Here is a 13,597-nt window from a genome sequence, read left to right as displayed (position 1 = left end):
CTTTAGACGAATTGGTTACAGCGATTATTCTTTAGAAGAAGCGAAGTTAATCATTTTAAAAATTAATAATTTCTTGGCAGAACCTTTAGAAAAAAGTTTAGTAGTTACGCAAGATGATACCGCAGGCGTTTATGCTGGAATTGGCGGAACCCTATTTTTCTTTTTAGTAGGTTTACTCATCATAGCAGCAGGTTCGTTTATCAGCTGTAATTTTGATAAAAAATCAAATAGTTTAATTCTCAGCCGCTATCGATGGTTTGGGATGTTGGGAAAATCTGTTTTTTTGTACTCTTTAAATGAAATTGTTGATATTAAAGTTGAAAGTTCTGATTCTAGCGAAGGTGGCTTTGTTTATCGAGTGACCTTAATGTTAGCATCTGGTGAAACTGTAGCTTTGACTGGATGCTATAGTTCTGGGTTTGAAGAAAAACAAGAAATAGTTAAGATGATAAAAAGTTTTCTGGCTGCAAATTAGTAGATGTTTATAACTGAAGATGAATTGGTGCGATCGCACTCCAAATAATCCTAAACTATATTCAGTAGAGACGAAGCCTTATTCTATGAGGCGATCGCATCTTGAGGAAAAATCCTCCTCAAATCCAACAAGGCATCTTCAAAACCAGGAATTGCCACTGTCTCATTTGGTAAATGGATTTGCTTACTGAGATAATTAAACTTACCTTGAGCATTTTGATAAGGTTGACTGTAACTCTCTAACTGACGAGCATTTAAATTGACAATCCAATAGTTAGCAATTCCGGCTTCTGCGTAAAGTTCTAACTTCTTTGTTTGGTCGTAATCTAGGGTTGAGTCGGAAATTTCGACAACCAAGAAAATATCTTCGGGATAGGGATGATGAGCTAAATAATCAACTTCATCTCCCCGTGCGATCGCAACATCTGGCTCTGGCTCACTATTTGATGGGAGAATAATCGGCTCTTGACAACGCACAACAGCGCGATCGCCTAGAAGTCGATCTAGTTGGCGGCAAAGTCGAGTTGTACAGAAGGTATGAGGTGTTCCCTTAGCTACCATTTGAATCAATTCTCCCCGTATTAATTCGATGCGATCGCCCTCCTTTAAAAATCCGAGTTCAATCAACTGATGATATTCTTCAATGGTGAATCGCTTCGGTGTGACAACGCTCATAACACATTTATCCAATGCTATTTTTTCACTTGTACCCTAGCAAAAATTTTCACTGTTTCACTTTTAGATTGATACAAATACTTTGGTAGAACAGCTGTGCTACCCTAGATAAATTTTATCAGGATTTACGCTAAACAGTTATCAGTTATTAGTGGTCTATTTATAAGAGGATTTGGTGTCCAGCATCTTGCTCGAATTTTTTGGTGCGCCACAATACCACACCATAAACCATCAGGACTGATAACTGATAACTGATTTAATTATCAGTGGGAATTTTAATTAAAAACTCTGTTCCTTCTCCTGGTTTGGACAAACATTTAATTTCACCATGATGTTTTTCAACTACAATTTGATAACTGATAGACAATCCTAAGCCTGTGCCTTTACCTGGTTCTTTGGTGGTGAAGAAGGGATCAAAAATGTGCGATCGCACTTCTTCTGGCATACCCAAACCATTATCAGCTATTCTAATTAAAACTTGCTGATTAACTATTTGAGTACTAATCCAAATAGTTAAGGGAATCCTGGGGCGTTTTTCCCTTAAATCTAAATATTTTTGCTGTATGGTCTTGAATTTTTCCTCTAATGCATCAACGCTGTTACTTAAAAGATTCATGAATACCTGATTTAATTGTGCGGGATAGCATTCGAGTAAGGGTAAAGTACTATATTCTTTGATAATCTCAATAGCTGGGCGATCGCTATTACTTTTCAATCGATGCCCTAAAATCAGCAAAGTACTATTTAATCCTTCATGAACGTCTACTGCTCTCGATTCTCCTTCATCTGTACGAGAGAAGTTTCGCAGTGATAGCACAATCTCATGAATTCGCTCTGCTCCTATCTGCATGGAGTCAACAGTTTTGGGTAAATCTTCAAGAATAAAGTCCAAATCTGTCTTTTCAAATTTCTTTTGCACATCTGGAAGTTGGTGATAAAACTTCACAGCTTCCAATATTTCTTGAGTATATTCTTTTAAATGTATGAGATTACCAAAAATAAAATTAATTGGGTTATTGATTTCGTGGGCAACTCCAGCTAAGAGTTGTCCTAAGCCAGCCATTTTTTCACCCTGAATTAATCGGCTTTGAGTTTGTTTTAATTCTTGCAGAGTTTGAGTTAATTCTGAAGTTTGACGTTTAGTTTGTTCGAGTAATTCTGCTTGCTGAATTGCAATTCCTAATTGCACTCCTACTTGAGCTAGAAGATTAATTTCTTCTTCTTTCCAATAACGTGGTTGGGAATTTTGATAAGCAACTAACAAACCCCATAATTTTTCACCTTGGCGAATGGGAACGAAGGTTTCGTTGCGTGGAAGTTCATTATCATCATCTGTATCTTCAAAATTTTCTAAAATCAATGGTTGAGTGTTGACTACAGGTTTCCAACCATCTTTAAAGGAATCTGCGACAAATTTACCGCTCCAATCTGAGTTAAAGCGGTAAATAGCAACTCGCTCTACTTCCAACAATTCTCGCACAGCTTGAGTGGTAGTTCTAAAAATAGTTTTAATATCGAGAGACTGACGTATTTTATCAACAGTTGCAGCTAATAATTCTTGTCGTTCCATTGCTTTTTCTCGTTCTGTAGCTTCTGCTAATTGGACAGCTTGCATTTGAACTTGTTTAATATAAGAATCTTGTTTTAATGCTACTCCTAATTGTTCGGCAATTTGAGTGGCAAATTCAATTTCTGATGGTTGCCATTGGCGGGGAGCATTGCATTGGTGAATACATAGTAAGCCCCAAAGTTCGCCTTGTTTCAAAAGTGGAGCAACCATATTGGCACGCACTTGGAAAGCTTCTAGAATTTGCACATAACAGCCTTGAAAACTTCCTTGATAAATATCAGCGATCGCATTTACTCGACCTTGGGCATAAAGCGGTGCAAAATGTTCGCTAAAGCAGTGGTCGTAAACTTGTTCTCCGATGGCTGAAGTCCAACCATCAGCCACATCTTCGTAAACAAATTCTCCTTCCCAGTCATTTTGATAATCAAAACGGAATACCCCTACTCGGTCGGCTTTAAGTAGTTGCCGCATTTCGGTGACAGAAGTTTGAAAAATTGTATCTAAATCTAAAGATTCACGAATTCTAGCAATCACGCTAGTTAATATCTTTTGTTGTTCTGCTTGATATCGAGCTTCGTGTAAAAGTTTATTATGTTGTAAAGCAACCCCTAAATTTTCTGCAATTTGACTGACAAATTCAATTTCTGAAGGTTGCCAAGTTCGAGGGTTGCTACATTGATGAACGCAAAATAACCCCCACAATTCACCTTGCTTCAATAAGGGAACCACCAAATTAGCCCGCACCTGAAATTTGCCCAGAATCGCTGCATGACATTCACTTAATCCCGCTTCGTAAATATCTGCAACTGCTTGCACCCGACCTTGTTGATAATTAATAGCAAACTGTTGTCCAAAACAGTGGTCGTAGACTTTGGCTGCAATTACTGAGTTGCATTCAGTAACAACATCTTCGGAAATAAATTCTCCTTCCCAATCTTTTTGAGGGTCAAAACGAAATACTGCCACTCGGTCTGTTTGTAACATTTGGCGGACTTCAGTGACAGAAGTTTGAAAAATTGTGTCTAAATCCAGCGATTTCCGAATACGAGTAATCACGCTGGTTAATGTTTTTTGTTGTTCTGCTTGATACTGAGCTTGTGCTAACAACTCGTGATGCCGCAGTATCACACCAATTTGCGTACCAATTTTCGAGAGGGATTCCACTTCATAGGATTGCCATTGTCTAGGGGAGGCATTTTGATAAGCAGCAATAACTCCCCAGAGTTTTTCCCCTTGGAGAATTGGCGCAGTTGCAAAGGCTTTTACTTGAAATTGTTCTAACAAAGTAATATGGCAATCTGTTAATCCAGCTTGATAAATATCGTTAACTGTAAACGTCTCATTTTTCAGGTAGCGCCCTCCTTGAGTTTGTTGTAGATAACTATCAGCGATCGCTCCTTGAATTCCAACTAAGGGAGTCCATCCTTCGGCAAATGATTCAGCCACAAAGCTACCACTCCAATCAGCGTTGAAGCAAAAAATAGCAACTCGGTCGGCTTGCAATAGTGTGCGTATTTCTTGGGCTGTTGTTTTAAAGATGATGTCAATATCGAGAGGCGAACGAATTGTATCAACAAGCTGAGCAATTACTTGGTCGCGCTGGGCTGCTTGAGCTAATTTTGCTGCTTGTAATTGGACTTCATGAAGATGCTTTACTTGTTGAATTGCAACTGTTAAATGGTCAGCAATTTGGCGAATAAATTCAATTTCTGATTCTTTCCAATTCCGAGCCTCACTACATTGATGAATACAAATTAATCCCCACAATTTCTTCTCGCGTAACAAAGGAACAACAAGGTTGGCACGAATTTGAAATTGAGCCAAAATTGTTAGATGACAATCACTCAGCCCAGCTGCATAAATGTCAGTAACTGCTTGCGCTTTTCCCTGTTGATAACTGGTAGCAAATTGTTCTCCAAAGCAATGGTCATGGATTTTTACTGCCATTGCTGAAGTCCAACCATCTGCAACATCCTCAGAAATAAATTCTCCTTGCCAATCTTGTTCAGAATCAAACTGGAAGACTGCAACTCGGTCAGCATTGAGTAACTGACGCACTTCTGTAACTGTAGTTTGAAAAATCGTCTTTAACTCAAGAGACTCCCGAATTCTTACAATCACACTTGCCAGAGCCTTTTGTTTCTCTAGTTGTTCTTGAAGTTGACTGCTTGACAATAGAAGTTGATTTTCCGCAAAAGTTGAATTGAGTTCCATTGCTATTTATTTCAGGGATTGTTCTACAAAAATTTATGATGTCAAACTTCATCAGGTTGAACAGCGCCAAGCTTGTAAGTATGACCAACTTTTTCTTGAAGTATCCAATTCTTGTAAAGAAGATGGTTATTGTTATAGTTCCCTTCTCGTGGCTTATCTTCACAACTTGTTAACAATCAGTTATTAGTCCTTTGTCAACACAAATGACTAAGGGTAAACTCTTTTGGGTATTCGTTCAAAAAAGCAAGCTACCCAAAGGGTTTTGTAGAGAAGGTTGCAATCATTAGAACTTTCTCAGATAAGACAAATGGCAGCTTTTATTGACCGGGGTGCAATTTAAATGTGTTAAAGCTTAGCTTAATTGTTGATTGTTCGCTAATTTGTGTATAAATTAGTATAAAATTTAATGTTTTTCAATATACACAAAAACATATAGACGGGCAGTAATTAATACCTCAGCTAATGCGCGCTAAAAAAGCATAACCAACAGGAGTGGTTGTTGACAGTTGACAGTCAACTGTCAATAGCCTCGTTGCATCAATGTGCAAGTTAAATGCAAAATCAGTGATTTGCACAATCAATTTTTGCCTTGTACTGTGACCACAAGAGAAAAGGGGCATTGTAATGGAATAATTTAAACTGACACGGAGATATAAATATGCAGTAATTATACAACACCCAAATTCTTAAATCATCCCGCAATTATGCAACCCTGCTTAAAAGAATGTCTGGCAATAAGGCGCTTTGTGTCTACTGAGTTGACTAATTGCCGCTAGACTAATAACTGACTTATCAAAATTAGCCTGACAGACAATAAAATTTAGGTTAAATGTTTTCAGGTATGGACTTTGCAAGAGTATTCAGGTATTCTTCGTGACACAACAAGACCAAAAACCCTCTCGTTCTTTTGCTGGAATTGCTGGCATTGTTGCCATTGCCACATTAATTAGTAAAGTCTTTGGTTTGATTCGACAGCAAGCCATCGCTGCTGCCTTCGGTGTTGGTGCAGCTGCCACTGCCTATAGTTACGCTTATATTATTCCCGGCTTTCTATTGATATTACTCGGTGGTGTGAATGGGCCATTACACAGTGCCATCGTTAGTGTTTTAGCCAAACGCAAACAACAAGAAGCTGCCCCCCTAGTGGAAACAGTAACAACACTGGTGGGTGGATTGTTGTTAGTGGTGACATTTGCTCAAATTTTCTTGGCAGATGAAATAGTTGATTTAGTCGGTCATGGTTTAGATCCTACAACCAGAGCGATCGCCATCGAACAAATCCAAATCATGGCACCGATGGCTTTATTTTCTGGATTAATTGGTATTGGCTTCGGTACTCTCAACGCCGCTAATCAATATTGGTTACTTTCTATTAGTCCTTTGCTATCCAGCATTACAGTTGTCATCGGCATTGCTTTCATGGCTATGCAACTGGGCAAAGACATAATCAAGCCAGAATACGCTTTCATCGGTGGTATGGTGTTAGCTTGGGGAACCTTGGCAGGGGCAATTCTTCAGTGGTTGGTGCAGCTAGTTGTGCAGTGGCGATTAGGATTAGGTACATTGCGGCTGCGGTTTGATTTTAAAACCCCAGCTGTCCAAGAAGTAATTAAAATCATGACTCCGGCAACAATTTCCTCCGGAATGATGCCAATTAACTTTGCCACCGTGCTTTACTTCGCCAGTCCCATCCCTGGTGCTGCTGCGGGCTTCAACTATGCTAATTTGCTGGTGCAAACTCCCTTAGGAATTATTTCTAACATCATTTTGTTGCCCTTATTACCCATATTTGCCAAACTTGCAGCTCCAGAACATTGGGACGATTTAAAATTACGTATTCGTCAAGGACTGTTACTCAGTGCCGTCACCATGTTACCTCTGGGAGCGCTGATGGTGGCGCTATCTGTACCCATTGTCCAGGTAGTGTACGAACGCGGTGCTTTTAAGGGAGATGCGACGCAGTTAGTTTCCGAGTTGCTAATTGTTTACGGCATTGGGATGTTTGTTTATTTGGGGCGTGATGTGTTGGTGCGGGTGTTTTATGCTTTAGGCGATGGACAGACGCCCTTTCGCATCAGTACTTTTAATATTTTTCTCAATGCTGCACTCGATTGGATTTTGGTCGGCCCTTTTGGCGCACCTGGTTTAGTATTAGCAACAGTAGGCGTCAATTGCAGTTCTTTATTAATGCTGTTGTGGTTACTCGATCGCAAAATTAATGGTTTACCTTGGCGTGAGTGGAGTGTACCAATTCTCGGTTTAACTGCGGGAAGTGTAGTAGCTGGGGTAGCCAGTTATGGAACTTTGATTGCTTCTGCACAAGTTTTAGGTAAAACCGGTTTAATAGCTTTGCTATTGGAACTATGTATATCTAGCTGCGTGGGAATTGCTATATTTGCAGTCATCGCTGCATGGATGAAAATACCAGAGTTGAATACTTTTGTGGATCGTCTGCTTCAACGCTTTGGCAAAAAAAAGAGAGCTTACGCACAGGTAACGGAAAATCCAACCACAGAGAACACAGAGGAAACAGAGGAATAACAATTGCACAGAGTTAGGGACTTGCAAGTAAAAAATATTCCATAGAAGACTGTTGAGTGTTGATTGTTGACTGTTGACGGTTCACAGTCAACAGTCAATAGACTTGTAAGAGAAATCGGTAAAAGGGGAAGGGGGGCCTTTCAAGGGCTTTTTTAAATACCTACCCTTGAAAGGATGGGGAGATGGGGAGATAGGGGAAAAGGTTAAAGGTTAAAGGGAAAAGGAATAAATTTAATCTTTCCCCTTTTCCCCTTTCCCCTTTCCCCTTCCCTATGCCCAATGCCCTACTTATAAACGCTCTGTATCTTTGGTAACTAATTTCCAACCATCAGCTTGGTCAATTAGCTTGATTGAGTCTAGTTGCAGATTATTGAGAAGTGATGTGTGAAGCAGGAAGTAGGGTTGACTGTTGTAGTGCCAATAATATTGTAGTTCGCCAACAGAAGCAGGAATAATGGTGCGATCGCTGTAATAATCCAAGGAAGGACGAGAGTAGGGAAAAGATGTATAAATCTTTTTGGTAGCTGGATTTGCCCGCACAATCATTGCGGCTACTGGTTTAACAGGATAAGCCTCAGATAATTCCCAAACCCAATAATTTGATTTCATTAACAGAAGCAGCGAAATATAACTTCCCCAGAACAAAATCTTCAGAAATTGCCCGTCGCCTCGCTCTGCCAAAATAGATGCTAAGGTCATTGTTAAGGCCACTGCTGCAAAAATTAGCTGTAAGTCGGTTTTCGGTGTTGTACCCCAACTAAAATAAATGCTGCCGGCAGAAGCAACTACAGCTAAAATTGCTAAACCTGCTACCCAAGTACGGGGATAAGATGATACTAAAGGCGAATTTTCTGTTTCTGCTAACTGGATACCAAAAGCCAAGGCTAAGCTGGGATAAATTGGGAATGCATACCAGGGAAGTTTGGTAATCATCAAGGAAATTAGCAATAGATAAACACCACTCCACGCCAGTACTAATTTTGCCCAGCTAAGGTTGCGATTTTCCCAAGTTAAACGTACAGTTTGGGGTAAAAATAATAACCACGGCCATGTATACTTCAAAAGTTCAATGATATAGTACCAAGGTGGTTCAAAATTCATCTGTGCAACTGCACCTATTCTGGTGGATGAATTTACAAGACCAACTTGGGCGAAGGTATAACCATAATGAATTAGTTGAGCGCTGTACCAACCAACCACAGGTAAAATACCAATCAAAATGGCTATCCACAGATAGTAACAGGTGAGTAATCGCGGTGTATCCCAAAATAAAAATACGATGGCGATCGCACCTAACAATATGCCTGCTAATCCTTGAGTTAAACAAATTAATCCAAAACCGATACCAACACCAAGGCAATAACGTAAATCCCGGCGCGATCGCAACACGCACAACATCATCACCATCAAAAAACTCACCACCACGCCATCTAACATTGCTAAACGTCCATGACGTACCACGGGTAACATTGTTAGATAAATCAAGGCACTGTAAATAGCTGCCCAACGTTGGCGAAATAATTCTCGACCGATACAATACAGTAAAGGTACTGATATTGATGTTAAAATTGCTCCAGGAAGCCGCGTAGTGAATTCATTTTCGCCTCCTAGAGAATAAGCCCAAGCAATTAGCAAATGCATTAAGGGAGGCTTGTTATGGTAAGGTTCGCCTCCTAGTGTTGGGTAAAGCCAGCGCATTGAGCCTGCTGGTGCGTGCCAGATTTCCCTAGCGATTTGTGCCACAGTGCCTTCATCCCAATCTCGCAGGGGCAATCCTCCTAGATTGACGCTAAACAGTAACACTGCCGCTAACAGCAACACCACAAGCCATACCCAATCAACCCATCTGCCGACTGTGCGATGCTGTTTTTCTAGATGACCCCAAATAAAGCTTCCTTCTTGCATATTCTCTGGTAATCATTTTACTTGCTGGTTTGATTACATAGAGACCAAAGTGAATCTCCAATGTTGTCACCCAGTAACAACGTCTGTTCCTAACTATTGCTAGTTTCCAAGATTAACTCAACTTTCTTTAATTAGTACTATTTTTCCGGGAAATTTATTTTAATTATTTAACGATCATTTTTATAGATAAATACTAAAAATAAGACGTATAAAAATTGGCTCAATTATTTTTGACTACTTTGTAAATAAATTTACTTTTATTGTTTTTTATATTGGATTACAAACTGATAAATGCTATTTTTTTAATATTAAATTTCACTGAAGCTAAAGTGACTATACGACCTGTCGCCCAGTCTCAATATATTAATTAAGTAATAAGACTAATAATTTTGTTATCTATATTTAGTTAATTCAGTGAAATTAGCATTCAACAGTAAAAAATATAAAGCTAGGATTAGCGTAATTTTTAATGGTTTAACTTCAGACCATTATTTTTGAGTTAAAAAGTACTCTTGCAGAATATAAGTCTGTTGAAAATGTATCTGACACGACAATCAAAACTGAGAGATTTTTATGCCAAAAATAAACTTTAAACGCCTTAAGCAGACTCTCGTTGCTAGTACATCTTTATTAAGTTTCAGCATAAGCTTCAATACATCAAGCTTAAGTACATTAGCTCAAACTAATGACCCACGATGGTATGCCGTTCTTACGTGTGGATATTTCCAAGGATTATCGGGTGCGAAAGCTACTCAACTAGTCGTAGATACTTCTATAGACCCTGTTGATGCTGCAAATAGTGGATTTGTAGCCCATCCGCTTTGGCTTAATACTGGTAGCGGTTCATGGGTAGAAGTCGGCTATGATAAAGAACCTTATGTTAGTCCAAGTACCACTTACTATTGGGCAAGTTATACGCCTACAACGGAGACATATAGTTCTGAGGGCACTGCAATAATTGGCACTTACAAGGAACTCAAAATAATTTGGAACACCGCCACTAATAAATGGAATTTTTATTATGGAGGTCAAAAGATAGGGGAGGCTGCTAACACAGGTGGGCCAAACAATAGCCTTCAACTTACGGAGGCTGGTTTAGAATCTACCAGCGAGTCGAACTCTAGTCCCAAAGCTCCTGTATATGGATTTCAGTATGCCACACTCAGTAATCCTACATTACGAGATTGTGCCAACCCCAGTCTGTATAGTGACCTTCCTGCTAGAATTTACTGGGTAAACTATCCATTTTCTGCTGAAACCGTAATGCCATAAATAGTGGTAATAATGTTATGAAAAAATTGATTACTATGAAGAAACTGATTCTAACTATTGCTTTATTTGCAATTGGACTTGTTACATCTTCATGTGAAAGCCAAGCAATCGCTCAAAAGAATCAGTCAAATTCTCAATCTTCTCCTATGAATGTTCTTCCAACAGAGCCAGTACCAAATCCTGAAGACGCTAAGCGCCAACTACCTCCTGGAAACACCGAGCCTAACCAAGGTTTTTTACCTCCTGCTGACCTTAATGCTGATGTGGGCGAACAAGTTGCAGCGCAAACAGCACTTAGGATAGCAGCAAAGCGCTTCATAACAAGTAACTCAACGGTCATCAAGTCTAGTTTAACGAGCTATGACGAAGCTCGACAAAAACTATCAATGCCTATAGAGAAAGACCATCAGCTTTTTAATACTCCAGTTCGAGTAATAGAAATTTCCGGTACTTTTAAAAGAAGAAGTCGTCAACGTTCCCAGAATGAAGTACTCACATCTACTCCCACTTTCACAAAAGGTTACATTATTTTAAGGGCAGCAGATGGTTTACTACTATTTTCACACTTTTTTAAGGAGTAACTACTAATCGTTATACTCTTGTCAGGAACAGCAAGAGCTTCTCACCCATTTATGTTGTAGCGTTCTATTATATGTCAACAGGTTTCTTTTACTTAATTCCCCAAGCCTCAAACTACAGAACCCTTTGTTGCATCAGCTTTTCCCGTTCTCGCTTCTGGGGTGATGCAATCAAAGGTACATTAGAGTCAGCGTAGTACATAACTATTATCCTGCCAACCGTAATCAACTTATTTAAACTCATCTACTTGAGAGCGATTTATCGATTAAAAAATAAAAATAACTTGCAAGTGCCATTTTTGCTCTTGGCGAACAATTTCAATTTCTTTAATGAATTCCCGAAAGTAAAATCGTCGTTCTGTTTCGGATAAATCTAACCAGAATTGCGGAATTGAAACAGCAACAGCAACAGAACGCAAATTAACTGGGGGAAGAATTGCCAACTTGGCTTCGAGTGTAGAAATTTCTGTGCGGAGTTTATAAGCCCTTAATTTTGCTGTTTCGGTATCTAAAATTCCAGTTTCAATTAAAGCGGGTAACTGAGTGAGTATTGCTTGCTGACGAGCGATCGCTTGGCTTAAATTATTTTTGACTGCATCCAACTGCGGAAAATTCATTCCCGCCACAGCTAAAGGTAAGTCATGGCAAACAATTTCAATTGTCTGTTGTAAAACTTCTTGATAGGGAATAGCCGCACACTTAGGTCGTCGGGGACAGCTAATACAACGTAAATACAAATACTCTTGGTCTTGATTGCGTTGGGTGACACGGGTAACCGTTAGATGAGATTGACACTCCCCACAAACAATCAACCCAGCCAAAGAACGCGGCGCACTAGCAGTGCGGGGTGGTAAACGGCTGTTACGGCGTAAAAGTCGGTCAACTTGAGCAGCTTCTTCCTTAGAAATGATGGGAATATGAGTGTCAGAGATAATTTCACCATTTTGGTAAGCTGTATTGCCGCGATAAACTGGATTAGTCAACCAACGCCGTCCAGTGGTAACAGAAATTTTCTTGCCGTATTTCTTCGCCAAGTAGCGGACTGAACCGCGCAGAGAACCGTAGAGTAAAAAATGGTCAAAAAAATCCTTCACCACTGGTGAAGTACTGCGGTCAATGATATATTTTCCCTTACCTCTGCGATAGCCATAGGGAACTTTACCTGGCGGTGGTGCAACCTCAAGACGATTGCGGGCGTGTCCTTGGCGGATGCGACGACTGCGTTGTTCGCGTTGGATTGCGTGTAGCAAATTCAGCAAATCAGCACCAACAGGAGAACTTTCTGAAGTGTAGGGTTGTTCTGTAGCAATTATCGCCACTCCCATTCCTTCGAGTTCATTGAGGCGATCGCTTACTTCTTCTAAAGTATCCCCTAATTCTTCCAAACGACGAATCAGTAAATAATCTACAGCTTCAGTTTGGCAATCTGCGAGTAATTTTTGTAATTGCGATCGCGCAGCGTATCCAGAAGACTCCCCCTTGCCCAAATCTTGATAAACTTTATCAACTTCCCATCCCCAACTGCTCTCATCAGCAGAAGACTCTAACAAAGGATCGGTGTAAGAATAGGCAATGATTTTCATTAGTAATTGGGCATTGGGCATTGGGCATTGGGAAAGGGTAAGGGGGAAAGGGGAAAGGGTAAGGGGGAAAGGAGAAAGATTGAATTTATTCCTTTTCCCTTTTCCCTTTAACCTTTTCCCTTCCTTGCCCCCATCTCCCCCATCTCCCTCACTGCTGACTTAACTCAACAATATTCCCATCAGGATCTTGAGTAAACAGGGCAGGGCGTCCTGAGGCGCTGGGTTGAATGGGATAATTGCGATTGAGTAACTCTTGTTTAGCGGCTTCCAAGTTAGCAACAGAGAAAGCGAAGTGGGGGTTACGTCCCCATTTTTCGTTTGGGTTTTCGGTGGGGACAGTCGGTGCAACTATGAGATGAATTTGATAGTTGCCGACTTCATACCATGCGCCAGGATATTTCAGAGAACGATCTATTTTGGTTAATCCCAATACTTTGCCATAAAAGTTTTCAGAGCGTTCTAAGTCAGTTACAAGAATTGCTGTGTGAAGACTTTGGGTAATCTGCATTTTCGTAAGTGCGATGGCGTTTATTTAAATTTTGGCGTAGTTTAGGACTTACGGGGAGTAGGAAGTATGAGAGATAAAGAATATGAGGGCGATGGGCGAGAATAACTAATGATTAATGACTTGGCTTAATTTTTCCAGGTGAGTGTAATAAAGGTGCTGTTAAAATTATGAAATTTCAACCTGTATTTTCTTCAGCCACTTTACCAAACACAATAGACTTCTTGCAAAAGTCGGGAAAAGGGGAAGGGGGGGCCCCCTCTGGGGATAAGGGGCAGGG

General features: G+C 40.0%; 7 protein-coding genes and 2 pseudogenes. 4 read left to right on the top strand and 5 right to left on the bottom strand.

Annotated features, from left to right (window positions below; genetic code table 11):
• A pseudogene (locus GNE10_RS22250) lies at positions 1 to 475 on the top strand (hypothetical protein); the annotation flags it as partial.
• Between the two features lie 83 nt (positions 476 to 558).
• Here the strand turns inward: GNE10_RS22250 and GNE10_RS22245 are convergent.
• On the bottom strand, positions 559 to 1,149 hold the full coding sequence (locus GNE10_RS22245; protein ID WP_185567030.1) for a Uma2 family endonuclease: 591 nt from the start codon (positions 1,147 to 1,149) through the stop codon (positions 559 to 561).
• Positions 1,150 to 1,405: 256 nt separating this feature from the next.
• Positions 1,406 to 4,933 carry a GAF domain-containing protein gene (locus GNE10_RS22240; protein ID WP_185567029.1) on the bottom strand — a complete coding sequence of 1,176 codons (3,528 nt, stop codon included), beginning with the start codon at positions 4,931 to 4,933 and terminating at the stop codon, positions 1,406 to 1,408.
• Positions 4,934 to 5,806: 873 nt separating this feature from the next.
• Between GNE10_RS22240 and murJ the strand changes: the two are divergent.
• Positions 5,807 to 7,408, top strand: a pseudogene (murJ, locus tag GNE10_RS22235) (murein biosynthesis integral membrane protein MurJ); the annotation flags it as partial.
• 354 nt (positions 7,409 to 7,762) lie between these two features.
• Here murJ and GNE10_RS22230 read toward each other — a convergent pair.
• Entirely contained in the window at positions 7,763 to 9,379 is a 1,617-nt protein-coding gene (locus tag GNE10_RS22230) for a glycosyltransferase family 39 protein (RefSeq protein ID WP_185567027.1), read from the bottom strand.
• A 573-nt stretch (positions 9,380 to 9,952) separates the two neighbouring features.
• Between GNE10_RS22230 and GNE10_RS22225 the strand changes: the two genes are divergently transcribed.
• Both GNE10_RS22225 and GNE10_RS22220 read left to right on the top strand, forming a co-directional pair.
• A complete protein-coding gene (locus tag GNE10_RS22225; protein WP_185567026.1) occupies positions 9,953 to 10,651 on the top strand; it encodes a hypothetical protein in 699 nt (232 codons plus the stop codon).
• A 17-nt stretch (positions 10,652 to 10,668) separates the two neighbouring features.
• Positions 10,669 to 11,232 (top strand): hypothetical protein, encoded by a 564-nt coding sequence (locus GNE10_RS22220; RefSeq protein WP_185567025.1) that lies wholly within the window; start codon positions 10,669 to 10,671, stop codon positions 11,230 to 11,232.
• 263 nt (positions 11,233 to 11,495) lie between these two features.
• Here GNE10_RS22220 and GNE10_RS22215 read toward each other — a convergent pair whose 3' ends face one another.
• Both GNE10_RS22215 and GNE10_RS22210 read right to left on the bottom strand, forming a co-directional pair.
• Complete coding sequence (locus tag GNE10_RS22215; RefSeq protein ID WP_185567031.1) at positions 11,496 to 12,812, bottom strand: recombinase family protein; 1,317 nt, start codon at positions 12,810 to 12,812, stop codon at positions 11,496 to 11,498.
• 148 nt (positions 12,813 to 12,960) lie between these two features.
• Positions 12,961 to 13,320 carry a VOC family protein gene (locus tag GNE10_RS22210; RefSeq protein ID WP_185567024.1) on the bottom strand — a complete coding sequence of 120 codons (360 nt, stop codon included), beginning with the start codon at positions 13,318 to 13,320 and terminating at the stop codon, positions 12,961 to 12,963.
• Between the last annotated feature and the right edge of the window lie 277 nt (positions 13,321 to 13,597).

It is taken from the genome of Nostoc sp. 2RC (assembly GCF_014222165.1).
Lineage (GTDB): Bacteria > Cyanobacteriota > Cyanobacteriia > Cyanobacteriales > Nostocaceae > Nostoc > Nostoc linckia.
Note: the sequence above shows the minus strand (reverse complement) of the source record. Positions and strands in the feature narration are given on the sequence as shown.

Bases quoted from the DNA above. Each gene is read 5' to 3' on its own strand.
- GNE10_RS22245 (WP_185567030.1), bottom strand. From the start codon at position 1,149: ATGAGCGTTGTCACACCGAAGCGATTCACCATTGAAGAATATCATCAG.
- GNE10_RS22240 (WP_185567029.1), bottom strand. From the start codon at position 4,933: ATGGAACTCAATTCAACTTTTGCGGAAAATCAACTTCTATTGTCAAGC.
- GNE10_RS22230 (WP_185567027.1), bottom strand. From the start codon at position 9,379: ATGCAAGAAGGAAGCTTTATTTGGGGTCATCTAGAAAAACAGCATCGC.
- GNE10_RS22225 (WP_185567026.1), top strand. From the start codon at position 9,953: ATGCCAAAAATAAACTTTAAACGCCTTAAGCAGACTCTCGTTGCTAGT.
- GNE10_RS22220 (WP_185567025.1), top strand. From the start codon at position 10,669: ATGAAAAAATTGATTACTATGAAGAAACTGATTCTAACTATTGCTTTA.
- GNE10_RS22215 (WP_185567031.1), bottom strand. From the start codon at position 12,812: ATGAAAATCATTGCCTATTCTTACACCGATCCTTTGTTAGAGTCTTCT.
- GNE10_RS22210 (WP_185567024.1), bottom strand. From the start codon at position 13,320: ATGCAGATTACCCAAAGTCTTCACACAGCAATTCTTGTAACTGACTTA.